The following is a 25,211-nucleotide window of genomic DNA, read 5'->3' on the forward strand; positions in this document are numbered from 1 at the left end:
TTGAAGGTAGAGGTTATTTTCTATTATTTTGGACTAAGCTCTTCTTCTGTTACCCATTTATGATTTGTTACAGCTTCACCACTTGTAGTGGAAGTATAATCAACCATATATACAGTTGTTTGCACAGCCTCGTCAATAAGGACAGTCGCATTTTCCATACCTTCCATATGTGTTGCGTCCGTTTTTACTTCTGTTCCAGGAGCCAGTGGTGCTTCTTGTGGGTCAATTAATTCTTCATGAATTACCCACTTATGCTTTTCTATTCGCTTTCCACCAGATGTAGGCTCATAGGAAATAACATAGGCAGTTGTAGTATAGGCACCTACTATTGTTGCTTCGGCCCCTTTCATACCTTCCATATGTCCATCTGTAATAATGGCTGTGCTTCCTATAGGAAATTTCGGATTTTCAGCTTTTTTTAACGTTACTGGTACTTCGCCAGAACTTGAATGGTTCATTGTAGAATGATCCATTTCTTCAGCAGCTTCATTAGAAGTGGACGCAGGTTTTGTTTGATCCTCTGTACAAGCCGATAAACTAATTAGAGCGACTACTGATAATAGTCCGACTGACCATCTTTTATTGAATTTCATATGATATCCTCCTCACTATGTGCTCCTAATGTAGCAAATAAATGTGCAGAAACGATGGATATAACCTATGAAAAACATTTCTTTAGTCTGGCGGGGAGATATGCTATTGAATGGGCATGATCTTCAATGTTTTTTGTAATCTATGGGCGAAGATACCAGCAAAAATAGCTAAAATAATATCTTTTGGTAGTGGAGGAATCATCCAAAGCCAAGCGAGCTTATATGAAAAATTCTCTGGCGCACTTGCCCATAGCTTATAGGCAAAAAACATCCAATTTGTTCCTATCAAATAATTTATAGCCGTTGCTACCAAAGCAGCTACGATAAAACTTTTCTTTGTTCCGCTTCGTTCTACGATTAACCCCGCAACAAATGCCGCAAATATAAATGTAATAATAAACCCAAAGGTAGGGCTTAAAATTTGGCCAATTCCACCACCGAAACGAGCAAAGACAGGAGCTCCTGCCAATCCTACGCACATATAAATTGTGCAGGCGAGCGCACCTTTTCTACTACCAAGAATAAGCCCTGCTAAAATTGCAAAGAAGGTTTGAAGCGTAATGGGTACACCACCAACTACCATAAAAGGTGCAAAGGAAGTGATATTAGCACCCACCATCATTAACGTTGTAAATAATCCAATGTAGGTAATGTCAACAGTTCTTAACTTATGGTGACTATGTTGTGTAACAGTTGCCATGATTTCACCTCGTTTTATAAGTTATTACTGCTAGTGTAAAAAACGAATGTATTTGTGTCAACCTTATTATTTATATAAGTTAACTCAATTGTTGAATTAAATTGAAGTAGACTATCTATCTATAAAAATGTATGATAGAACCGTCACAATTTTATAACTTCAAATACTATTGGTGTGACATTTTGAATGTCACTTAAAAGGGAAGTCGGTGGAAGTCCGACGCTGTCCCGCAACTGTAACGAGGAATCCTATAATATGATTTGCCACTGTTTAAGAATGGGAAGGCAATTATAGGATAGTGAATCGAAGCCAGGAGACCTGCCATTTAGTAATACCTGTAATGCCCACGAGGATGCAAGCAATTACGGACAATAGCTGGATATTTTTCTGACTTTGTTTAATCTTGGGTATTTCTATGCGCATTTTCGCATGGGATACCTTTTTTTATTGCTTCATTCATCAATATTCAGTAGGAGTTTAAAACAGATGAATAAAAAATTTATGTTATTTTCCTTCGTACTTTTCATGGTATTAATTGTTTCAATGACCTTTGCTGTAATGGTTGGCTCAGTTTCAGTTACACCGTTATATGTATGGAAAGTTATTCTTTCTAAAATTCCTTTTATACAAAATTCGATCGAGCAAGATTGGAGTCGCTCTCAGGAAATCATCATCTGGCAAATAAGAGCACCTCGTGTTTTGCTAGCTGCGATAGTAGGAGCGGGGTTAGCTATTGCAGGGGCAGCCATTCAGGCACTAGTACGTAATTCTATTGCAGACCCGTATATTCTAGGGATTTCTTCAGGGGCAGCTGTCGGAGCTACTTCTGTGATTATTTTAGGAGCCTTTTCATTTTTAGGTATTTACGCTCTTTCAGTATCCGCATTCCTTGGTTCATTACTTGCCATTGCACTTGTCTTTTTCTTATCACGTGTTGGGGGACGTGTCTCTATTTTCCGCTTGCTATTGGCAGGCATGGCTGTGTCCTTTATCTTAACGGCTATCTCTAACTTTATTTTAATGATGTCAAAGCAAGAAGGGGCCTTAAAGGCTGTTATGTTTTGGATGCTAGGTAGTTTAGCTGGAGCCAAATGGAATAATATTGTGATTCCAGCTTTCGTATTCTTTATTGTATTTGGGCTACTGTGGCTACACTATCGCAATTTAAATTTATTATTACTAGGAGAAGAGGCGGCAGTGACATTAGGCGTTAATCTTCAGCAATTCCGTATTCAGTTAATACTACTAGTATCTCTATTAACAGGTGTGCTTGTCGCAGTTAGTGGTTCTATAGGATTTGTGGGATTGATTATTCCCCATATTGTGCGTTTAATTGTGGGCTCAAACTATAAATACGTAATACCTATCAGTGCTTTAATAGGTGGAATATTCTTAGTGTGGGCAGATGCCTTTGCTCGAATTATTATTGCTCCTCAGGAAATGCCAATTGGTATTATTACAGCTTTTTGTGGAGGACCATTTTTCATTTGGCTTCTCCGTCGTAACAATTATTCTTTCGGTGAAGGAGATTAACTTCCATGACATTAGAAGCGAAAAAAGTATCATTCTCCATTTACGATCAGCGTATACTGCATGATGTAAGTATTCAAATAAAAGAAAAGCAATTTGTTGGATTAATTGGTCCTAATGGGAGCGGAAAATCAACATTGTTAAAAAATATGTATCGTCTCCTAAAACCTGAAAGTGGATCGGTAGTATTAAATGAGCAAGATATATTAAAGCAATCAAGCAAAGCAATTGCGAAAAATTTGGCTGTTGTAAGCCAAGAGACACCCGTATTATTTGATTTCACTGTGCATGATTTAGTCAGTATGGGAAGAACCCCACATAAAAAGCTGTTAGAGCTTGATCAAGAGAAAGATTTTCAAATTGTTAAAGAGGCTCTTAGGCAAACGGGCATATCGCATTTAGAGAAACGAAGCTTTAGTTCGCTTTCTGGTGGCGAGAAAAAACGTGTCATGGTTGCAAGGGCACTCGCTCAACAAGCACAGATATTAATATTAGATGAGCCGACGAATCATTTAGATATTCAACATCAACTTCAACTTATGGATTTAATTCAGACTTTGCATTTAACCGTAGTAGCAGCTTTACATGATTTGAATATTGCTGCTATGTATTGCGATCAAATTTACGTTTTACAGCAAGGGCGAATAGTTTGTCATGGTACACCAGAGGAAGTACTTACGCCAACAGTGCTGCAAGATGTATTTGGTGTTTTTGCGGATATTCAAATACATCCAATGACAGGGAAGCCGTATCTTACATATGTACCTGAACAGTTCACGAAGGGGGTTAGCCAAATATAGAAAAGTGTCATCTTCTATTAGATACATAAAACATCCTTTAAGGAGTGACTGTATGCAAATAGCCTTTACGAAAATGCATGGTATTGGCAACAGCTATATCTACCTTGATCTTTTCCAACATGATTACAAGGAAGATATCTTTTGTGAATTGGCTCAAAAAATGGCCAATATCCATACTGGTATTGGCTCAGATGGATTGATTATTATCCAACCCTCTAAAATTGCTGACTGTGGTATGCGTGTATTTAATAAAGATGGATCTGAGGGGACAAATTGTGGTAACGGTCTTCGCTGTGTTGCTAAGTATATTTTTGAACGTCATATTGTACGACAAGAGCTAATTACGATTGAAACGAAATCCGGGATTATGCTGGCACAGGTAGTGGTGCAAGACAATCGTGTAATAGAAGTGATTGTCGATATGGGCAAACCTCTCTTATTGCGCAAAGACATTCCGATGTTAGGAAACCCAAATGAGCTTGTCATCAATGAAATATTTCCTTTACCCCAACAATCTCTTTTAGTAACAGCTTTGTTTTTGGGCAATCCCAATACCGTAGTTTTTGTGAATGCGATCGAGCAAGCACCATTAAGAACATTAGGCGGTATTATAGCAAACGATATGAGATTTCCTTATCGTTGCAATGTTGAGTTTGTAGAGGTTGTTCATGAGAAGGCATTAAAATGCTGCGTTTGGGAACGAGGTTCGGGTATAACAGAGGCATGTGGGACAGGTGCTTGTGCAGCGGTAGTGGCTGCTATATTAAATGGTTTTTGTCAGAAGGAAGAAGAGATAGTAGTCCAACTTAGGGGCGGTGACTTAGTCATTCGATGGGCTGACAATGACCATATCTGGATGCGTGGACCTGCAGAATTTATAGCGGATGGTATTTATGAATTTTTATCTTAATTACTCCCATTTCATGCCATTTTAAATAAATGAATACAGGACGCCTCCGATTTAAGAGTGGCGTCCTATATTGTAAAGCCATTAAGATACTGCTTTTAAGCCTGCTACACCTATGATAATTGCTATGATACTGATAATACGTGATAGATTTTTAGATTCGCCAAAGAAAATGATATTTACGAGTACAGCTCCAACAGTACCAATTCCTACCCAAACAACATAGGCAATGCTTAACTGCAAATAGTTGAAGGATGCATATAAAAGGGCAAAAGACACACCAAAACCACCAATATATAACATTAAGTTTCGTAATGTTTTATGCTGACTATAGAAGCGTAAGCCAACCACACCTATAATTTCAGACAATGCAGCTAAGATAATAAGTATCCAACCCATTATACATTCTCTCCTTTCGTTTGCATCTGCTCTTTAGAGGAATTATCCGCTAATTTTAGACCAATCACACCTAATAATAAAATAATCATGAACAGTCCTTTAATGGCATTAAATTCTCCTTCGAAAATGAAAATATCCATTAATGTGGTACCGATTGCACCTGCTCCAGCGAAAATAGCGTAGACTGTACCAGTAGGTAAGCTCTCACAAGCCTTCGATAAGAAATGAAAATCTATAGCAATGATTGTCACAATAATTATCCAATGCCACCATGAGCTTGCTACGTTAAAGCCAAATACCCAAAGCAATTCAAATAAACTTGTTAAAACGACGTACATCCATTCTTTTTTCATCAATAAAATCCTTTCTATTAGGTAATGCAATGACTGACATTCAGTCATTTTCGAGGTAAAAGAGAACGTCACTTTTATGGGTGACGTAGGCCAAGTGCGTGAGATAGGAAGTCTATAAGCTCAAGCTTGAGCAATTTCATTGTTTCGTCCTTGCTATCATCAAATAAATAAATTTGTTCAGCAGCAGATTCAATTAGACCAATCATCAGTTTAGCAGAACGTGTTGGGTCAATTGAATCACGTATCATTCCCTGTTGCTGGCCAGATAATAAGAAATGACTCATCCAGTCATAATAGGGTGCATATATATTTTCCCATTCTTTTAAATGCTCAGTTTGCGCAATACCTGCATAAATAAGTGCAACGATATCTCCATAATCTTTCGTGATTAAGAAAACCATTTCCACAACCTCTTCAAGTTGCTGTTCAAAGGGCTTATGACTTGAAATACCTTCATCTAAGGTAGCAATAATTCTTTCTACCATATTTTTTGCAATAGCAGGCATAACAGAAAGGCGTGATGGGAAATAAAGATAAAATGTTCCTTGAGCGATCCCAGCAGCTTTAACGATATCTGAAACTTTTGTTTTTTCTATACCTTTTTCTCGAAAAACCTCAATGGCAGCTTGAATAATTTTTTCTTCTTTTGACATGCAATCCCTCACTTTTGCCTTACTTAATTATTATGTTATAGAATAAGAAAAATAATGTCAATAAAAATGACTGATTATCAGTCATTTTTATTATCCAATGTTCGTTTGTAATTCCACAATTATGCGAAGGAGTATATTTTCTATATTTCGGGGAATTGTATAATTGAAAGGATTGATGACCATGAAAGAAATTAAGTTTGCACAATTAGACCCGCAGCAACTAGAAAAAATTAATGAGCTTGAAGAAAAGATTGGTGTAACATTAGTTGCCTATGATGCTTCCTCCACACCATCACACGGTTCCGGCGCTTTTGAGTCAAATAATAGCACTACTACAAATCATCCATCATAATGAAGTGAGAAATGCCTTGCAGTAATGTAAGGTATTTTCGTTTTATAGAATGTATTTAAAGGAGTGTTTGAATTGAATGAATTCTATGCTGATTTACATATTCATATTGGACGTACTTCTAGTGGAAGGGCAGTGAAAATTACTGGCAGTAAAACGTTAACATTAGCACGAATTTTAGAGACGGCTAGTGCAAGAAAGGGATTAGACATCATTGGGATCATTGACTGTCACTCACCTGAAGTAATCGAAGAAATGGTGAGGATGATTGAACACGGAGAACTACAAGAACTTAAAGAAGGTGGTCTGCGATTTCAGGAAACAACTTTAATTCCCGGATCAGAGATCGAAATTTATGATCAACATTGTCAGGGTCCTATTCATGTGCTTGCTTACTTTCCTACACTAGAGCTCATGAAGCTGTTCTCAGAATGGATGTCACAACATATGAAGAATATCCATTTAAGTTCACAGCGTATTTATTGTGATGGTCAGACCTTGCAGCAAAAGGTACATGAATTGGGAGGTATTTTTATTCCTGCACATGTATTTACACCATTTAAAAGCTTGTTTGGCAAAGGGGTTCGTCGAAGTTTAACTGAAGTCTTTGATCCGCAGCTTATTGATGGTATTGAATTAGGTTTAAGCTCTGATACAAATATGGTAAGTCATATTAAAGAATTACAAGCATATACATTCGTTAGCAATTCTGATGCACATTCGCTTGGGAAATTAGCACGAGAGTATCAAAAGTTACGATTAGCAGAAGCGAATTTTACAGAATTAAAAATGGCCCTGCATGAGCAAGAGGGACGAGCGGTAATAGCCAATTATGGCCTAAACCCTTTGCTTGGCAAATATCATCAAACAGTTTGTGCAAAATGTAGTCAACAGCTAAGTAAAGAGGCTACCATTTGTACAGAATGTGGGAGTACTCAAATTATAAAGGGAGTAGCTACCCGTATACAGGAGCTATCTGAAGACTTTCCCAATAAACGAAATAGACCACCTTATATTCATCAGATACCACTTGATTTCATTCCAGGTATTGGTCCTAAAATGATGGAACGTTTAATCGAAGCATTTGGTACAGAAATGAATATTTTGCATCGTGTAACAATCGACCAGCTTGAACAAATTATGCCACATAAACTAGCCCATTTAATCGATTTAGCGAGAACGGGTCAATTAGCCATTGAAGTTGGTGGTGGTGGGATTTATGGAAAGATACAGGTTGATTAGATAAAAAATGAAATGTTTCAAAAAGATTGTTGTAATTTAACCTATTTTTATCGTTCCTCTAGTAAAATAATGAAAATAACGACTATTTTATAAGTAGAGGAGAGAGTAAATGCGATTATCAAAGAAATTTCGTTTTTTGGCTTCAAGTGTATTGGCTTTGCAATTAGCTATACCTGTAGCAGCTAGTGCAGAAGAAGGACAGGGTGACCATATAGCACCAAGTTGGGTTGTACAAACCGATTATGTGGCACTTGGTGATTCATTAGCACATGGGATGAATGAAGTAGGTGTAATTGGATTAGGCTATACCGATTTTATTGCACAGGCATTACAGCAAGATGGCTTCCTTACTTCCTTTAATAAGGGCTTTGCTATGTCAGGCTACACAACTAAAAATGTTTTAGCTGATCTACAAAATGATGTTGCAAAAACAGTGACTGGTTTTGGCTATACAGACGAACAGGCAAAGTTACGGGCTTCTATTAAAGAAGCTGAAATCATCACATTAACAGCTGGGGCAAATGATCTATTGCCAATATTAAAAGAATCTCAAGCAACGGGAATTGACACTGTGGCTATCATAAAAGCTACTAAAGAAGCTGTATCGAACATTGCTACTATTCTATCTGAAATCAAAAAGATTAATCCACAAGCTGAAGTATATGTAATGGGCTATTATAATTCCTTCCCATACTATAGTGAGAACTTACAAAAACAATTTAATTTGTTATTAGCTACATTGAATGCAACAATTAAAACAACTACTGAAAAAGCGGGCGCTATTTTTGTTCCTACATATGATGTTGTTGCAAAGGATGTTGCCAACTATCTACCAAACCCTGAAAATATTCATTTAAGTGAAGCTGGTTATTTAGCAGTAGCAAATGAAGCATTTTTACCAATCATTAAAACAAGCTCTTTATGGGATGTCACGCAGGCTATTGGAGTAGAGGTAAAAGATCGTACAACTGTTAAGGTTAGCTGGCAAGAAGCGACAGATAATGTAGGCGTAGCAAATTACCTTGTCTATGTGAATGGAAAATTAACTTCAACATTAAATGCTGACACTACTACAATTACGCTCAAAGATTTAATAGAAAATACAACCTACAATGTATCTATCAAAGCAATTGATGCTGCTGGTAATGAAAGTGTTCAAAATCCTACAGTAACTTTCACTACGAAAGGAACAGTTAGCTTTACAGATACACAGAATCATTGGGCAAAAGATTATATTCAAACAGCTGCAAATATAGGTATAATGAACGGCTATACTGATGGGACATTTAGACCTGAGAGTAGTGTAACACGTGCCCAAGCTGCAGCTATTCTTGTAAGAAGCCTTGGCTTAACTACAGAAGAAAAAGCACCATTTACTGATATCGAAAATTATGATGCAGCAACACAGGCAGAAATTGCGGCAGCATATGTACATGGTCTTATTAAAGGAACAGATGGGAAATTTAAGCCTGGACACCCTGTGACACGCGCTCAATTAGCTTTAATGATTCATCGCGCTTATGAACAGCAATCTAATCAGCCGTATATTGCAAAAGGCAATGTGCCATTTGTAGATGTCGCTTCATATAATGCAGAAACCAAACGTGCAATCACAATGCTGTATGAATTAGGAATCGTGACAGGGGATGGAGGGAAATTTTCACCTGAGGCTGTCACAACAAGAGGTCAAGCAGCTAAAATATTTACCAATCTTAGTCAGCTACTCATTCAATAATCATTAAAAGGTAGGGGGATTGTCTCCTCTACCTTTTGATGTTTTCGTAAAAAACGAAGTATAGTCTATCTAAATAAAGGAGAATGGGATGCTGTCATTTATATTATCTGCTAAAAGATTAGGAAAAGGACTGTGGAGGTCCTTTAAACGTCCACAGTTCCTATCATTATTTACTACACTATTTTTAATCATTCTATCAGGAACTCTATTCTACAAGGGGACAGAAGGATGGTACTGGTTGGATGCCATGTATTTTGCTGTAGTGAGCTTAATTCCAACTGGAGTCGAAACAGGACTATATCCAACAACGGCTTATTCTAAAGTATTTACAATGATTTATTTAATTGTTGGTACAGGAGTAATGTTTATCATGTTATTAATGCTGGGACGCTCTATCGTAGATTTTTCTCTGAATGAAGAAGAAAAAGAAGAGGTTAAAAAACGTTTGAAAAAGTAAAATAGCAGTACAATGAATTTTTTGGACGATTCATTGTACTGCTATTTTTTTATGATAGTTTGGCAATAATGCCTTCTTCGTCATCTAAAACTAATTCAATCCCTGTCGAGAATGGATCACCGTGTAGAACATCCTTGATCCAAACACGTAAGGCACCAATCATGGCTGCTGTATTAAGCACCTCGATTTGACCGTTGACTTCGACCTCTGCACCAAAACCTGCATCATCCTCGTAAGTTAATTCAACAAGAACATCCTCAGGGCGAATGTTTTGATAGTAGGCTTGAGATAAACAAATAGCATTAATAATATCTTGTTCGTTGATTATTTGTGCCATTGTGCTTCCTCTTTGCGCTTTTTATCTTTAAACATATTTATTATCTTCACAACAAGCATCACAATAACAACAATTGCTGCCACATTAATAAGTAAACCTAAAATATTCCCCAGTATACCCATACCACTAAATAGACTACCGAATAATAATCCAGCAAGTCCGCCAAGCATTAATCCTTTCATCAGACCACCTGAGAAAAAACCACCTTTTTTAGTAGTATCTGCTTTATTAGTAGATGTTGAGTTGTTTTTATTTGTTGTTGCATTGTTTTGATCTTTAGTAGTATCCGACTTTTGGATATTCGAGCTATTATTATTGTTAGAGAAGCCCTTTTTACCCGATTTATAGGATTTAGCTTCTGCCGTTGGCGTATCAGAAATAAATAATGTTGCACCAACAGTCGAAAATATCAGTGTCGCTGCAAAAAGAGCGGCAAGAATTTTTTTCATTACATACATTCCTCCAATATAATTTTTAATCTAATCATAAACTAGTTCTTATATAGTAATATTACATGAACTATATTAAAAAATAAAACAAACGCTTTCAAAAATTAAGCTATATCAAAAAATATGGACAAATAGTGGCAGATGTAATGATTGTAGAAATTATGCAATAGGAAGGAGTGAAAAAATGCTACTAACTTTATCAATCTTCCTTACCATTTTTATCATTTTGTACCTAACAGAAAAAAGGCGCTTTCTCAACGTTGTAGCCCTTGGCGTGATAGGGATATATATTGTCAGAGCGTTTATTATTCATTATCCTTTATTGCTACCAAATGATCAGGGGATTATTTCTGAAATGGGGATATTCATTATATTAGGAAGCTTTCCAAGTATTATGTTTATTTTATCAATAGCCATGTTTTTCAATAGTAAAGTATTATTGGAAAAGGAAGGACGCAAATTCCGTAACTTAATGTTAGCCATATTAGGGCTAAGTTTTGTTATTATGATGTTATGGTATGTATTCGTCATTTTTATTGAAATTGAAAATGTATTTTGGCATATTCTTTTCTTCTATGCGTTTTTGATTTTTGGTTATACAATGTTCTTATACACTAGTGTCCTTGCTTATTCAATATTGTATCTTCTTACACCAATACGTTATAAACCAAATTACATTATTGCATTAGGTTCAGGATTAATTGGCGATAGAGTACCTCCACTTTTAGCAAGCCGTTTAGATGAAGCAGTAAAGCAATATATAAAGTATGAGATGAAGCCTTATATCATTGTCTCTGGTGGTCAAGGAAATGATGAAAAGGTATCAGAAGCATATGCAATGAAACAATACCTAATAGAAGTACATCATATTCCGACTGACAAGATAATAATGGAGGATTGTTCAGCCAATACAGAACAAAATATGATCTTTTCAAAGCAAATAATGGACCACCATTCTCATGGAGAGAACTATCGTTCCATTTTTGTTACGAATAATTTCCATGTGTTTCGCGCAAGTATTTATGCTAGGAAAGCAGCATTAGATGCCGAGGGGATTGGCTCAAAAACTGCTTTTTACTATGTTCCTAATGCATTCACACGAGAATTTATAGGTTTATTAGCCATGTATAAATGGACCCATGTCACAGTATTTTTAATTATTACGCTATTCGTAGGCTTACTATTGAGAGCATATGTGTAACCAAACTTCAACTGTCTTCCATATAATAGTGGTAAGGCAGTTTTTTTACATAGTGTGCAAGGGAGGAAAATAATGTACGAGCAAATTTTAGCCAAGCGAAATAAAGAACGAATAATTTCCCTACAAAATCTTACACAAACTCAAGATCAGTGGTTTGCTCAAAATATAAAATTACTTACATTCGCTGAAGTTAACCTAACAGCCTTGCAGAAAATACTGTATCAAGTAGTACGAGGGTTATTAAAAGAACAGCAACAACGTCATTTACAGATTGTCCATACAGTGCAATCTCAATCGATACAGGAGAATGTATTAACGCTGTTGGCAGAATATGATGATGTCTTGCGCGATGCCATTCCACAGCCTATCTATATACTCATTTGGCAAATTTCTTCGCTAGAAAAGTTAAAAAACAGTATAGAAGTAGTAGATGATGTGCTTGATATTGTAGAGTGGTATTTTCGCCATCAAGATGAACAAGTTGCTGCTCTAGATGAAGAGGACTTAGATCATGAGCTCATTATTGATTTGTATAAAGAAGCGGTTGAAGAGCAGGATGGGGATGCCCAATATCAACTGGGTGAATACTATAATTCTAGAGAGGGTAAACATTTTCAACCTGAAAAATCATTGAAATGGTTTGAGCTAGCCGCTGCCCAGGGAAATGCAGATGCTCAATATATGCTTGGGAATTTTTGCTTTGGGGGCATAGGTATGGAGGAAAATTATTCCCTTGCCTTTTCATACTATGAAAAAGCAGCTTTGCAGGGACATGCGGATGCTGCCAATAATTTAGCAGATATGTACTTTAATGGCGAGGGCGTAGCAACGAATTATACATTAGCAAAAAAATGGTTTGATTATGCTGCACAAAAGAATGTGGCAGAGGCAATGTTTACGTTAGGAATAATTTATGAGCAGGGGTTAGGCGTTGAGGTAGATGAGAAAGAAGCTTTTAACGCCTATAAAAAATCAGCTGAGGCAGGGTATGTGGAAGCACAATATCGACTTGGTGGAATTTATTTAGAGGGGCGCTTAGGCCAAGCGAAAGATGTCAATCGTGGTCTGTTTTGGTATGAAAGAGCTGCGGAGCAATATCATGTAGACGCCTTTTATGATTTAGGTTATATATGGAGTAATGGTCTGGCAGGAATACGCAATCTCGAAAAAGGTATTCATTGGTTTAAGCAGGCTGCACTTCAAGGAGATGTGGAAGCCAAGCTACAGTTGGGGCATATTTTTAATAAAGATACAGGGTTAGATAGAAATCTGAAAGAAGCTATTAAATGGTATGGACTCGCGGCAGATGCAGGATCCGAAGAAGCGGCTAAAATATTACAGGAACTTAAAGGATTGTAAATTTAGTGTTAAAAAAACATAGGCTTTTAGAATTATTTATGTTGCTACGGTATGAGGGTATTTTGGTCTAAAACAGACTGCTGTTTACGAGTATTTAGATAGATCATGATTGAGGATAAAAAATATTAGTATAGTGAAATTTGAAGATGATCGATAAAAAAGTAGAATAAATATAAAGCAAGTAAGCATAATAAACAAAAAAATAGTTAAAAAAGCTACCCAATAATATTGTGGTAGCTTTTTTATAGTTTATTACGCTTTATTTAACAACAAGGACTTTTTATACATTTTGTGTAAAATAATGGTATTAATAAGGTTGACAGTCATTTATAAAATGATTAATGTAAATGAGTGATTTTGAAAAGAAGCATACGTAAATAATTTACTGTTAGTCATGTAGGGACTATATCTGTTTGCTGAGAGCAAATGACCTTAGGATAAATTGAGCAAATGGGTACCCGACATACTTTTGGAGGAAGTTTGTCATACGGAATTGCGCTATCGAATGTAACCATTAAATCTGACTAATCAGATTTTATCGGTATTTTTTCGTGTATCCATCAATATGTTAAAAGGGATTTGATGTTTCTCAGCCTGATGAAAGTAAACGGAATGAAAGAGGGAAGATGTGTGATTTTTCAAAAACAAAGAAAGACGAAGGTATTGGATTTACAGCAATACACAGTGAAAATGGATTTGTCCTCTCGTCAATCGATGGCGAAGCAAATTGAAATGCTGAACTTAACGAAGAACGACTTACAATATTTAAAAGCTTTCCAGCCAATAGTTATGGATAATGTAGATCACATCGTAAACCGTTTTTACAACATGATTGGAACAGAGCATCATTTGGTAGATATTATCAGTCATCATAGTTCTGTAGAAAAGCTTAAAGTAACATTACGGCAACATATTATTGAAATGTTTAACGGAACCATTGATGAGATGTATTACCAAAGGCGTGTAAAAATTGCAAAGGTGCATGTCCACATTGGGCTTAGAACACAGTGGTATATCTGCGCATTCCAAGATTTATCGATATCATTTATTGATTTAGTCGAAAAAAATATAGAATTTCCACAAGATCAATTTAATACGATCAGAGCTATATCGAAAATTTGTAATTTTGAGCAACAACTCGTTTTAGAAGCTTTTGAAAACACTGTGGAACAACTGAAAGAAAAAATGGTTCATGAAAAAGAAGCGATTGAACGACAGATTGTAGATTCTTCGGAAGCACTTGCAGCTATCTCGCAGGAAACCAATAATTCATTTTGCTGCTTAAGTAAGCAATCTGACGAAATTAAACATTTGGCAAAAAAATCACTCGATGTGTCTACGCTGGCTGAAAACCAAGCACTTGAGGGTCGCAAGCGTTTAAAAAATCAATCACAAAATATGCTCAATATTAGTCATTCTCTTCATGATATAGAAGAGAATATTGAACAATTATCAGGTATGTCTAAGGAAATGGAAACAATTATGAGTGTTGTGACCAATATTGCGAATCAAACGAATCTTTTGGCTTTAAATGCTGCAATTGAAGCAGCACGTGCTGGGGAAGCGGGAAAGGGCTTTAGCGTAGTGGCCGATGAAGTACGTAAATTATCAATTCAGACAAAAGAATCTGTTACAGCGGTGGCTTTGTTATTGAAAAAGACAGGTGAACGAACAGAGAAATTAGAGTATTCTTTGACCAACATTCAAGATGAAGTTGCAGCAGGTGAAGAAAATATGTTACAAACTGAAGGCCAATTTACGAGTATATTGGGAGCCATGACAGAAGCAAAAGATCAAAATGAGTGTATGGCAACAAAAATACAAGCAATTGTAGGCATATTAAGTGAATTAGGCACTTCATTTACTGAGGTAACAAATTCAGCTGAAAAATTAGCGAGCTTTGCGCAAAATTTAAAAGGATAGACTACTAACATTTACATTCTATTTTTCATATTTTTAGACGTAATAAACACTATAGTACCTATTTAAATGTTTGTTGTGAAGTTATCGCTATAGAGAATCAATTTTATAGAGATTCAGAAAGTAAGAGCTATTTCACTGATGAAATAGCTCTATTTTTGCTAAATTTGTAAAGGGTTTAACGTAATTTTCAATGAAAAAGGATTATACTGTAGAAAGAATGAATAATAGGGGCGGTTATGATGAAAACAGTTGTTGTTTTAGGCGGCGGTATTACAGGACTATGTACAATGCATTATTTGCAACGTCAAGTGAAGGAACATAATTTAGATGTTCGTCTAGTGCTTATAGAAAAAAATACATATTTAGGAGGCAAATTATATTCAGCACATGAACAAGGTTTCATCATGGAAACGGGTGCTGATTCTATTGTAGCCCGTCATCAAGGCGTTATGGAACTCGTGCAGGAGCTTGATTTTGAGGCGGAATTAGTTTACAACGAAACAGGTATTTCTTATATTTATACGAATAATGAGTTACATGCTATTCCGGCAGATTCAACTTTCGGAATACCGATGAGTGTAGCATCCTTAGAGGAAAGTACACTTATTTCCGAGCAGGGAAAAAAAGAAGCGTTGAAGGATTTAACATTGCCAAACAATGGCTTCACAAAGGAAAGTTCTATCGGTGAATTTTTAACTTACTATTTAGGAGAGGAACTGGTGAAAAACCAAATTGCACCAGTCCTTGCAGGTGTTTATTCGGGAGATTTACATCAGCTTTCTATTGGCTCTACTTTACCGTATTTAATTGATTATAAGAATGATTTTGGAAGTATTATTAAAGGCTTTGATGCGAATCGTGAGCAATTTGTTAAAGCAGCGAACAAAAAATTTATATCCTTTAAAAATGGTTTATCTTCTTTAATTGATCGACTTGAACAAACCTTATCCGATGTAGAAATTATCAAGGGTGTTACTACACTAAATGTTCAAAAACAAGATAAGAACTACACAATTTCCTTAGCTAATGGTGAAATTATTGAGTCAGATTATGTCGTTTTAGCATTACCGAACGATACTGTACAAAATCTGCTACAGGATGAATCTTTAAACCGCTATTTTGACCAATTTACGACAGCGTCAGCGATTACTATCTATTTAGGTTTTGATGTGCCAGACGCTAATTTGCCAGCAGATGGAACGGGCTATATTGTTTCCCATAATTCAGACGTAACTTGTAATGCGGCAACTTGGACTAGTCGTAAATGGAAGCATACATCGAAAGAAAATAAATTACTTGTGCGACTCTTTTATAAGAGCATCAATCCAGCCTATGAGCAACTACGCGCCATGACGGATGAAGAATTAGCAGCAGTTGCTTTAGAAGATGTGAGAAAGAGCCTAGGAATAGAGGAGCAGCCAACCGTTGTGAATGTAACAAAATGGATTGATCAAATGCCTAAATATGATCTAGCGCATCGTGAAGCATTACAAGGATTACTACAAGAATTACATGAGAAATATCCTAATTTATCGATTGCAGGGTGCTCGTATTTTGGCGTAGGTATTGGTGCTTGCATTCAAAACGGGAAAAAAATTGGTGAAGAGCTTGCAAAGGAACTTGCCAATTTCTAAGGTTTTAAGTGGAAAAAAACTTTGTTATGTGAAATAGTCTTGACTCATTCGTCAGTAAACGATATGATTCTTTTAATTATTTAAAAAATTCATACTTAATTCTTATCAAGAGAAGCAGAGGGACTGGCCCATTGAAGCTTCAGCAACCAACTTTATTGTCAGGTGCTAAATCCAGAAGACCGTTGAGTCGAAGATGAGAAGGAACAACAATGATGAATCGTTAAAGCCTTCTTTTTTTATGAAAGAAGGCTTTTTATTATATAGAGACATAGGAAGAGAGGCTAATTTTATGGGATTGCTTGAAAGGTTAAAAACGCATGTATTGACGGCAGACGGTGCATTTGGCACAGTGCTATATGGCTATGGATTGGAGTATTGCCATGAGGAAATGAATGTTCAGAGACCCGAGTTAATTGAAAAGATTCATAGAGAATATATTGCGGCTGGTGCTGACATCATTCAAACGAATACGTACGGTGCAAATGCCATTAAATTAGCTCGCTATGGATTGGAATCACGTGTCCAACAATTTAATGAAGCTGCTATCACCATCGCAAAACGAGCAGCGGCTGATGGCGGTCAATTTGTTTTAGGAACAATTGGTGGTATTCGGGGAATTCGTAAAAGTGATGCAACCTTGGATGAAATATTAGCGACTATTGAAGAACAAGCAAGCGTCTTACTTGCAGGGAATCCAGATGGCCTTTTACTTGAAACTTATTATGATTTTGAAGAATTAACAGCAACCTTAAAGATGCTACGAGAAAAAACAAAATTGCCGATTATTGCACAAGTTTCTATGCATGAGCCCGGTGTTCTACAAAATGGGATGTCTTTAAATAATGCTCTCCATGAGCTTGAAGCTCTAGGTGCTGATATTGTTGGTGTCAATTGTCGACTAGGTCCACACCATACAATTCAGGCATTTGAAGGTGTAGAACTTCCTAATAAGGCATTTATGTCGGCCTATCCAAATGCATCACTTCTGGACTTAGAGGATGGGCGTGTCGTTTATGAATCAGAAGCTGATTATTTTGGTCGAGCGGCTGTTGAATTGCGTGATCAAGGTGTACGTTTAATAGGGGGCTGCTGTGGTACAACACCCAAACATATTGCAGCAGCAAAGAAGTATTTAGAAGAGTTATCACCGGTTCAGGAGAAGCATGCGAAGCCTAAAAAGATTGAGATTGTTCGGGAAGCGGAGCCAACAAAGTATGAGCCTCTTCATGAAAAGGTTAAACGTGAACGCTCTGTCATAGTAGAGTTGGATACGCCTAGACATTTAGAGATTGATGGGTTCCTTGAAGGAGCAAAGCAATTATATGATGCAGGTGCAGATGTAGTTATGATGGCAGACAATTCATTGGCCTCTCCACGTATTAGCAATATTGCAATGGGCGCATTGTTGAAGAGCTCACATGGTGTACGCCCACTAACTCATATTACATGTCGAGACCGTAATTTAATTGGTCTACAATCTCATTTAATGGGGTTAAATGCTTTAGGTATTCATGATGTGTTGGCCGTTACAGGTGATCCAACGAAAGTAGGAGATTTCCCAGGTGCGACAAGTGTTTATGATGTATCTTCCATGGAGCTAATCCAATTAATTAAGCAATTAAATGAAGGGGTCTCTTTCTCAGGTAAGCCACTTCGTAAAAAAGCAAATTTCTCAGTTGCTGCTGCATTTAATCCAAACGTCCGTGTGTTAGATCGTGCTGTGACACGCTTGGAGAAGAAAATTGAGCATGGGGCAGACTACTTCATTTCTCAACCAGTATATACGAAAGAGAAAATTGTAGAGATTTATGAGGCAACAAAGCATTTACAAGCTCCAATTTACATCGGTATTATGCCTGTTACGAGTTATAAAAGTGCTGAATTTTTACATCATGAAGTGCCAGGTATCAAATTATCTGAAGATGCCTTAACAAGAATGAAAGCATGTGGAGAAGATAAAGAAAAGGCAACATTGGAAGGGATTGCTATTGCCAAAGAATTAGTAGAAGTGGCTACGCAATATTTCAATGGGATTTACCTTATTACACCATTTTTACGTTACGATGTGACACTAGAGTTGATGAAATATATAGAGCAATTGGATGAACAGAAAAAAGGAGTAAGTATACATGGCTAAGCACTCGATTGAAGAGCAACTAGAGAAACGTATTTTAATTCTTGATGGCGCAATGGGAACAATGCTACAAAATGAAAATTTATCAGCAGAGGATTTTGGTGGCGAGGAACTTGATGGCTGTAATGAAAATCTTGTGCTTACTAGACCAGATGTTATTGAAAAAATTCACCATAAATACTTAGAGGCAGGCGCAGATATTATTTGTACAAATACATTTGGTGGGACGCCTCTTGTGTTAAATGAATATGATCTTGGCACAAAAGCAGAAGTAATTAATAAGCGTGCAGTGGAAATTGCTCGCCAAGCAGTGGATCGTTATTCCACATCGGATTGGCCACGTTTTGTTGCAGGGGCTATAGGGCCAACAACAAAAACGTTATCAGTAACAGGTGGTATTACATTTGAAGAGCTAGAGGAAAATTTTTATGTACAGGCAAAAGCATTAATTGAGGCAGGAGCCGACGTTTTGTTATTAGAAACAAGTCAGGATATGCTCAATGTCAAAGCAGGCACACTTGGCGTAAAGCGCGCTTTTGCATCAACGGGAAAAGAGCTACCTGTCATGATTTCAGGAACAATAGAACCGATGGGTACAACGCTTGCAGGGCAAACAATTGATGCCTTTTATATTTCGATCGAGCATATTAAACCATTATCAGTTGGCCTAAACTGTGCGACGGGACCTGAGTTTATGACGGATCACATTCGTTCATTAGCAGAGCTTTCAACAGGCTATATTAGCTGTTACCCAAATGCTGGCTTACCAGATGAAGAAGGGTGTTATCACGAATCACCAGAATCGCTATCGCAAAAATTAAAAGGCTTTGCAGAAAAGGGTTGGCTTAATATTGTAGGTGGATGTTGTGGGACGACACCCGCTCATATTGCAGCCATTCGTGAGATCTTAAAAGATGAAAAACCTCGTCAATTACCAGAAAAAACACATGGTCATGCGGTATCAGGAATTGAACCGTTATTGTATGACGATTCTATGCGTCCGTTATTTATTGGGGAGAGAACAAATGTAATCGGCTCTCGTAAATTTAAGAATTTAATCATTGACGGGAAATTTGAGGAGGCCGCAGAGATTGCACGTGCTCAAGTCAAAAATGGTGCACATGTTATTGATATTTGTTTAGCCAACCCTGATCGCGATGAATTAGCCGATATGCGTGGATTTATGCAGGAGGTTGTAAAAAAGGTTAAGGTGCCTCTTGTGATTGACTCAACTGATGAAAAAGTAATTGAGGAAGCATTAAAGTTTTCACAAGGGAAAGCCATCATTAACTCTATTAATTTAGAGGATGGTGAAGAACGATTTGATGCAGTATTACCACTCGTGAAAAAATATGGTGCATCATTAGTTGTTGGAACGATAGATGAAAAGGGGATGGCGGTTGACCGTCATCGAAAGCTCGAAATTGCCGAGCGCTCCTATCAACTTTTAACGGAAAAATGGGGGATTGCACCAGAGGATATCATTTTCGACCCATTAATGTTCCCTGTAGGAACTGGGGATGAGCAGTATATTGGTTCAGCGCTAGAAACGATTGAAGGCATTCGTCTCATCAAAGAAAAATTGCCGCAGACATTGACTGTACTTGGCGTAAGTAATATCTCATTTGGCTTACCACCTGTTGGTCGTGAAGTACTGAATGCTGTTTATCTCTATCATTGTACACAGGCGGGCTTAGATTATGCCATTGTTAATACAGAGAAATTGGAGCGTTATGCATCCATCCCTGAAGAGGAAATCAAACTCGCAAATGACCTGCTCTTTAATACAAATGATGAAACATTAGCAGTGTTTACAGATTTTTATCGAGATAAAAAGAAGGAAAAAACGGAAGCTGATATTCCAAAAACGGTTGAAGGTCGTTTAGCTTACTATATATTAGAAGGTACAAAAGAAGGGCTAATTGAGGATTTAGACGCTGCACGGGAAATCTTCGAGGCGCCACTTGATATAATTAATGGTCCTTTAATGGAGGGCATGGCTGAGGTAGGTCGATTATTTAATGATAATCAACTCATTGTAGCAGAGGTTTTACAATCAGCAGGTGTGATGAAGGCCGCAGTGGCTCATTTAGAGCAATTCATGGAGAAGGATGAAGAGAGTGCTGGAAAAGGGAAAATGGTACTTGCTACAGTAAAAGGTGATGTTCACGATATTGGGAAAAACCTTGTTGATATTATATTAAGTAATAATGGCTATAAGGTAGTCGATTTGGGCATTAAAGTAACTCCTGCCCAATTGATTGAAGCGATTCGTAAGGAAAAACCTGATTTTATTGGGCTGTCAGGTTTACTCGTGAAATCAGCGCAACAGATGGTTATTACTGCTCAGGATTTTAAAGAGGCGGGAATTGATGTTCCTATTTTAGTTGGTGGTGCTGCACTTTCACGTCGTTTTACTGAAACAAAAATTGCAGATGAATATGGTGGTCCTGTTATTTATGCAAAGGATGCTATGCAAGGCTTAGAGCAAGCGAATCTATTAATGGGTGAAGGGACACGTGAAAATTTCTTAGCAGAAATTGAAGAATCCCGTCAAAAACGTTTAGCGGCCGATGAAAAACGAGCTGCTCGTCCGGCAAAAGAGGTAACAATAAAGCCTGCACGAACAGTAAAAGGAGCGCCAGTATTTTTACCAGCGGATTTACGACGTCATGTGAAAAAAGACTATTCTGTATCTCATTTATACCCTTATGTTAATATGCGTACATTACTGGGACACCATCTAGGCTTGAAAGGGCAAGTTCAGCAATTGCTTGATGCGGGCGATTCAAGAGCAACAGAGCTCAAGGATTTAGTAGATGATTATTTAAAAAGTGATCTATTAAAGCCATCAGGTTTGTATCAATTTTTCCCTGCTCAAGCAGATGGTGATGATGTCGTTGTGTATGATCCTGCCGATAGTAAGACAGAAATTGAACGTTTTACCTTCCCTCGTCAGCAGGTTGAGCCATTTTTATGTCTTGCAGATTTCTTAAAAACGGTAGAGAGCGGTGAAATGGACTATATTGCACTCATGGTTGTAACAGCAGGTCAAGGAGTTATGGCTAAAGCACGCCAGTTAAAAGAGGATGGGAAATTTCTTGAAAGTCATGCCTTGCAATCGACTGCTTTAGAATTAGCAGAGGGCTTTGCTGAACGTATGCATCAGGAAATTCGTGACCAATGGGGCTTCCCTGATGCAACAGATTTCACTATGAGAGATCGTTTTGCTGCAAAATATCAAGGTCAACGCTTTTCATTCGGATATCCTGCATGTCCGAACTTGGAGGATCAAGAGAAACTATTCGGCCTATTAAAACCTGAGGATATTGGTGTCCATCTTACAGAAGGCTTTATGATGGAGCCTGAAGCATCTGTATCTGCAATCGTTTTTGCTCATCCTGATGCTCGCTACTTCAATGTTTAAGGCATAAAATAAGAGGAGATAGATAGTCTATTCAATGACTGTCTATCTCTGTTCCTTTATAGAAGAAAACATTTGGTTAAGGGAAGTGAGCAGAATGATACGATTCATGGAAGAAAGAGATATTCCCGAGGTTTTGGCTATCTATAATGATATTATTTTAACAAGCAAGGCTGTCTATCGATACGACATACAAACTTTAGATGAAAAAGTACAGTGGTTTAGGGAGCAACAAGCATTAGATAATCCTTTACTTGTATTTGAGGATAATGGGCTTGTCGCTGGTTTTGCTACCTATAGTCAATTCCGTCCTTACCCAGGCTATAAATATACAATGGAGCACTCTGTCTATGTGCATAAAGAACATTATCAAAAAGGGATTGCGACAAAGCTCATGAACAAGCTGATAGCGATCGCTGAAGAAAATGGTGTCAAAACGCTTGTTGCTGGTATTGATGGAGAAAACATTGGTAGTATTAAAGCACATGAAAAATTAGGCTTTGAATATGCAGGAACCATTAAAAATGCAGGCTATAAATTTGAACAATGGCTAGACCTTGTGTTCTATCAACTTCATTTGACTGGACCGAAATCATAAAAGGATATGACAAATGTCATATCCTTTTTGTGATGTTTGCGTCTGTTACTGACTTGTATTCTTGTTTTATGATGAGGTCATAAGAAAAAAAGAAACGAGGGAGTAAAAGATGGCAACTATTAAAGAAAAAACAAAAAAGTTACGCCAAGATGTAGCGCCATTTGCCAAATCAGATACGCGTAAAAGTGTTTTTCAGATTATAAATACAATTGTACCGTTAATTGCATTATGGGTGGCTGGTTACTTGTTAGTGGATGTATCACCTTGGCTAACAGTCGGCTTAAGTGCTATTTCAGCAGGTTTTGTCGTACGAACTTTTATTATTTTTCATGATTGTACACACGGCTCATTTTTCAAAAGTAAAAAGGCAAACGACTGGGTTGGATTTTTTACTGGGGTGCTAACATCATTCCCTTATGAAAAATGGAAACGTGAACATACAATTCACCATGCAACAAGCTCAAACTTAGACAAGCGTGGTATCGGTGATATTGATATGATGACAGTTGAAGAATATATGCAAGCCTCAAAAGGGCAACGTCTATGGTACCGCTTCTATCGTAATCCATTTGTGATGTTTGGATTAGGCCCACTTTATATGGTTCTTGTCTTAAATCGTTTTAATCGTAAGGATGCGAAGAAGAAGGAACGTCTCAATACAATTTTAACGAATATTGTCATTGTGGGAATTTGTGCCGCTTTAATTTTCTTCATGGGCTTGCAAGCGTTTTTATTAGTGCAAGGCGTTACTTTATTTATTGCAGGTTCTTTAGGAATTTGGTTATTTTATATCCAGCACACGTATGAAGATTCTTATTTTGAACACGATTCAGAGTGGGATTATGTGAAAGCCGCAGTTGAAGGAAGCTCCTATTATAAATTGCCAAAACTTTTACAATGGGTAACAGGGAATATTGGTTTCCATCATGTTCATCACTTAGCTCCTCGTGTACCTAATTATAATCTTGAAAAGGCACACAATGAGACACCGCCATTACACATGGCAACAACGATTACTTTACGTACGAGTTTAGAATCACTACGTTACAAGTTATATGATGAAGATCAAGGTAAATTTGTAACGTTTAAAGAAGTAAATGAAATTATAAAACGTAAAGAAAGAGGCAGTATTGCCGCTTAGTTGATAACAGCCATCTCTGCAAGAGAGATGGCTGTTTTATGTAAAGAGAAGAATATGGGTCAAAGCATGTACAGGCATAAATTTAATTTTCTTGTTATAATAAGGGAAAAGTAGGAAAGAGCGTGAGATTATGTTGAGGAAATGGCATAGTATTATTCCGAATAGTCCGATGCTCAGTGTATATTTGTGGATAATTTTTTGTTTCCTACCGTTTTTCTTCATTTTTAGGAAATCATCTTATATCGAAATATCGATAGGCATTACATTTTTAATGCTCTATTTTATCTTCTATCGATTTGCCATGAATTCGAAAAGCGGTTTAGTTTATATGTGGATTAGCTTTGAAATGGTCATAAACATTATTATGACCATCTTGTATGGCTATGTCTATTTGTCCATTTTTACAGCATTTTTTATTGGGAATATCCGAAGACCCGTCGGCTTTTATATTATGTATGGTCTACATATTGGCTTTACAGTTATTTCAACTGGTGCTGGATTCTTTGTAGAGCTCAACCTATTTTTATCGCAGTTGCCTTTCGTTGTATTAACTATTTTAGCTGTTGTCCTTTTACCGCTAACGCTTTATTCCAAAAATAAACGTGAAAATTTAGAGGGACAGTTAGAAACAGCCAATGAACGTATTGCTGAGTTAATTGTTTTTGAAGAACGACAAAGAATAGCTCGAGATTTGCATGATACATTAGGACAAAAATTGTCCATGATTGGTTTGAAGAGTGATCTAGCTTCTAGGCTGATTGAACGAAATCCCCAGCAGGCCTTGATTGAGATTAAGGATATACGCCAGACGGCTAGTATTGCTTTAAAAGAGGTTCGGGAATTAGTTTCAGATATGCGCACGGCAAAATTTGAAGATGAGATCATGCGTATTTCACAAATACTAAAGGCAGCTGAAATGGAGTTTGTCTTTGAGGGGGATAAAAACGCACTGCAAGTTCCACCACTTGTAGAGAATGTTTTATCTATGTGCTTAAAAGAGGCGGTTAATAATGTTGTCAAACATAGTGGAGCAACAAAATGTGAAATTGCCTTCCATCAAAATTTTAAAGAAGTTTACTTAGTAGTGCGAGATAACGGACAGGGCATTACGAAAAAACAAGCCTGGAGAACTGGTAATGGATTGAAAGGAATGCGGGAACGTTTAGAGTTTATTAATGGGTCCTTCAAAATTGAAAGTGTTGAGGGCACCACATTAACGGTAACTATCCCAGTAGCTATTACGCATCAGAATGTCAAAGACAATCTGAAGAATATATAGAAAAGAGGATTGTG

23 protein-coding genes and 2 riboswitches are annotated in these 25,211 nt (G+C 37.1%); of the genes, 16 read left to right on the plus strand and 7 right to left on the minus strand.

Annotation, left to right across the window (positions count from 1 at the left end; translation table 11 throughout):
• Nucleotides 1-23: 23 nt before the first annotated feature.
• Nucleotides 24-593, minus strand: a complete 570-nt coding sequence (locus AAJG31_RS16225) for a YdhK family protein (RefSeq protein ID WP_048394955.1) — start codon at nucleotides 591-593, stop codon at nucleotides 24-26.
• 103 nt (nucleotides 594-696) lie between these two features.
• Nucleotides 697-1,293 (minus strand): biotin transporter BioY, encoded by a 597-nt coding sequence (locus AAJG31_RS16230; RefSeq protein WP_048394956.1) that lies wholly within the window; start codon nucleotides 1,291-1,293, stop codon nucleotides 697-699.
• Nucleotides 1,294-1,446: 153 nt separating this feature from the next.
• Nucleotides 1,447-1,634: riboswitch (cobalamin riboswitch) on the plus strand.
• A gap of 145 nt (nucleotides 1,635-1,779) precedes the next feature.
• Here AAJG31_RS16230 and AAJG31_RS16235 point away from each other — a divergent pair.
• Genes AAJG31_RS16235 through dapF form a run of 3 tightly spaced genes read left to right on the plus strand, consistent with a single transcriptional unit; the run spans nucleotide 1,780 to nucleotide 4,533 of the window.
• Entirely contained in the window at nucleotides 1,780-2,826 is a 1,047-nt protein-coding gene (locus AAJG31_RS16235; protein ID WP_048394957.1) for an iron chelate uptake ABC transporter family permease subunit, read from the plus strand.
• Nucleotides 2,827-2,831: 5 nt separating this feature from the next.
• Nucleotides 2,832-3,623: a heme ABC transporter ATP-binding protein gene (locus AAJG31_RS16240; RefSeq protein WP_279493185.1), complete on the plus strand. Its 792-nt coding sequence runs from the start codon at nucleotides 2,832-2,834 to the stop codon at nucleotides 3,621-3,623.
• A 52-nt stretch (nucleotides 3,624-3,675) separates the two neighbouring features.
• A complete protein-coding gene (gene dapF / locus AAJG31_RS16245; protein WP_259951110.1) occupies nucleotides 3,676-4,533 on the plus strand; it encodes a diaminopimelate epimerase in 858 nt (285 codons plus the stop codon).
• 81 nt (nucleotides 4,534-4,614) lie between these two features.
• Here dapF and AAJG31_RS16250 read toward each other — a convergent pair whose 3' ends face one another.
• The 3 genes from AAJG31_RS16250 to AAJG31_RS16260 form a co-directional block, all read right to left on the minus strand.
• Entirely contained in the window at nucleotides 4,615-4,929 is a 315-nt protein-coding gene (locus tag AAJG31_RS16250; RefSeq protein WP_259951111.1) for an SMR family transporter, read from the minus strand.
• Nucleotides 4,929-5,282: an SMR family transporter gene (locus tag AAJG31_RS16255; RefSeq protein WP_048394965.1), complete on the minus strand. Its 354-nt coding sequence runs from the start codon at nucleotides 5,280-5,282 to the stop codon at nucleotides 4,929-4,931. The genes AAJG31_RS16250 and AAJG31_RS16255 overlap by 1 nt, the downstream gene beginning before the upstream one ends.
• Before the next feature lie 74 nt (nucleotides 5,283-5,356).
• Nucleotides 5,357-5,935, minus strand: coding sequence for a TetR family transcriptional regulator (locus AAJG31_RS16260; RefSeq protein ID WP_048394966.1), 579 nt, complete (start codon nucleotides 5,933-5,935; stop codon nucleotides 5,357-5,359).
• A 181-nt stretch (nucleotides 5,936-6,116) separates the two neighbouring features.
• On the opposite strand from AAJG31_RS16260, the gene AAJG31_RS16265 reads away from it, so the two are divergent.
• From AAJG31_RS16265 to AAJG31_RS16280, 4 genes are all read left to right on the plus strand, one after another.
• A complete protein-coding gene (locus AAJG31_RS16265) occupies nucleotides 6,117-6,287 on the plus strand; it encodes a hypothetical protein (RefSeq protein ID WP_175400775.1) in 171 nt (56 codons plus the stop codon).
• 72 nt (nucleotides 6,288-6,359) lie between these two features.
• Nucleotides 6,360-7,526: an endonuclease Q family protein gene (locus AAJG31_RS16270; RefSeq protein ID WP_279493176.1), complete on the plus strand. Its 1,167-nt coding sequence runs from the start codon at nucleotides 6,360-6,362 to the stop codon at nucleotides 7,524-7,526.
• Between the two features lie 109 nt (nucleotides 7,527-7,635).
• On the plus strand, nucleotides 7,636-9,261 hold the full coding sequence (locus AAJG31_RS16275; RefSeq protein ID WP_048394971.1) for an S-layer homology domain-containing protein: 1,626 nt from the start codon (nucleotides 7,636-7,638) through the stop codon (nucleotides 9,259-9,261).
• A gap of 88 nt (nucleotides 9,262-9,349) precedes the next feature.
• Nucleotides 9,350-9,718, plus strand: coding sequence for an ion channel (locus AAJG31_RS16280; protein WP_048394973.1), 369 nt, complete (start codon nucleotides 9,350-9,352; stop codon nucleotides 9,716-9,718).
• 49 nt (nucleotides 9,719-9,767) lie between these two features.
• Here AAJG31_RS16280 and AAJG31_RS16285 read toward each other — a convergent pair whose 3' ends face one another.
• Together AAJG31_RS16285 and AAJG31_RS16290 are read right to left on the minus strand one after the other, a co-directional pair.
• Nucleotides 9,768-10,055 carry a DUF2653 family protein gene (locus tag AAJG31_RS16285; protein ID WP_004224435.1) on the minus strand — a complete coding sequence of 96 codons (288 nt, stop codon included), beginning with the start codon at nucleotides 10,053-10,055 and terminating at the stop codon, nucleotides 9,768-9,770.
• On the minus strand, nucleotides 10,043-10,504 hold the full coding sequence (locus AAJG31_RS16290) for a hypothetical protein (protein WP_048394976.1): 462 nt from the start codon (nucleotides 10,502-10,504) through the stop codon (nucleotides 10,043-10,045). Before AAJG31_RS16290 ends, AAJG31_RS16285 begins: the two co-directional genes overlap by 13 nt.
• Nucleotides 10,505-10,688: 184 nt before the next feature.
• On the opposite strand from AAJG31_RS16290, the gene AAJG31_RS16295 reads away from it, so the two are divergent.
• From AAJG31_RS16295 to AAJG31_RS16335, 9 genes are all read left to right on the plus strand, one after another.
• A complete protein-coding gene (locus AAJG31_RS16295) occupies nucleotides 10,689-11,705 on the plus strand; it encodes a YdcF family protein (RefSeq protein ID WP_054548865.1) in 1,017 nt (338 codons plus the stop codon).
• Between the two features lie 72 nt (nucleotides 11,706-11,777).
• The gene (locus tag AAJG31_RS16300) at nucleotides 11,778-13,064 is read left to right on the plus strand and encodes a tetratricopeptide repeat protein (RefSeq protein ID WP_066038129.1); all 1,287 of its coding nucleotides are present in this window, start codon (nucleotides 11,778-11,780) and stop codon (nucleotides 13,062-13,064) included.
• A gap of 630 nt (nucleotides 13,065-13,694) precedes the next feature.
• A complete protein-coding gene (locus AAJG31_RS16305) occupies nucleotides 13,695-14,987 on the plus strand; it encodes a globin-coupled sensor protein (RefSeq protein WP_054548863.1) in 1,293 nt (430 codons plus the stop codon).
• A gap of 239 nt (nucleotides 14,988-15,226) precedes the next feature.
• Nucleotides 15,227-16,621, plus strand: a complete 1,395-nt coding sequence (locus tag AAJG31_RS16310; protein WP_279496313.1) for a protoporphyrinogen oxidase — start codon at nucleotides 15,227-15,229, stop codon at nucleotides 16,619-16,621.
• A gap of 99 nt (nucleotides 16,622-16,720) precedes the next feature.
• Nucleotides 16,721-16,821, plus strand: a riboswitch (SAM riboswitch).
• An 89-nt stretch (nucleotides 16,822-16,910) separates the two neighbouring features.
• Complete coding sequence (locus tag AAJG31_RS16315; RefSeq protein WP_279496311.1) at nucleotides 16,911-18,758, plus strand: bifunctional homocysteine S-methyltransferase/methylenetetrahydrofolate reductase; 1,848 nt, start codon at nucleotides 16,911-16,913, stop codon at nucleotides 18,756-18,758.
• Nucleotides 18,751-22,182 carry a methionine synthase gene (gene metH / locus AAJG31_RS16320; RefSeq protein ID WP_279496309.1) on the plus strand — a complete coding sequence of 1,144 codons (3,432 nt, stop codon included), beginning with the start codon at nucleotides 18,751-18,753 and terminating at the stop codon, nucleotides 22,180-22,182. Before AAJG31_RS16315 ends, metH begins: the two co-directional genes overlap by 8 nt.
• Before the next feature lie 94 nt (nucleotides 22,183-22,276).
• Complete coding sequence (locus AAJG31_RS16325) at nucleotides 22,277-22,777, plus strand: GNAT family N-acetyltransferase (protein ID WP_112116726.1); 501 nt, start codon at nucleotides 22,277-22,279, stop codon at nucleotides 22,775-22,777.
• 109 nt (nucleotides 22,778-22,886) lie between these two features.
• Nucleotides 22,887-23,918: a fatty acid desaturase gene (locus AAJG31_RS16330; RefSeq protein WP_279496308.1), complete on the plus strand. Its 1,032-nt coding sequence runs from the start codon at nucleotides 22,887-22,889 to the stop codon at nucleotides 23,916-23,918.
• Between the two features lie 271 nt (nucleotides 23,919-24,189).
• Nucleotides 24,190-25,197, plus strand: coding sequence for a sensor histidine kinase (locus AAJG31_RS16335; protein WP_175400777.1), 1,008 nt, complete (start codon nucleotides 24,190-24,192; stop codon nucleotides 25,195-25,197).
• Nucleotides 25,198-25,211 lie beyond the last annotated feature (14 nt).

Origin of the sequence: Lysinibacillus sp. BS3 (assembly GCF_039614735.1) — a bacterium.
GTDB classification, from domain to species: Bacteria; Bacillota; Bacilli; order Bacillales_A; family Planococcaceae; genus Lysinibacillus; species Lysinibacillus capsici.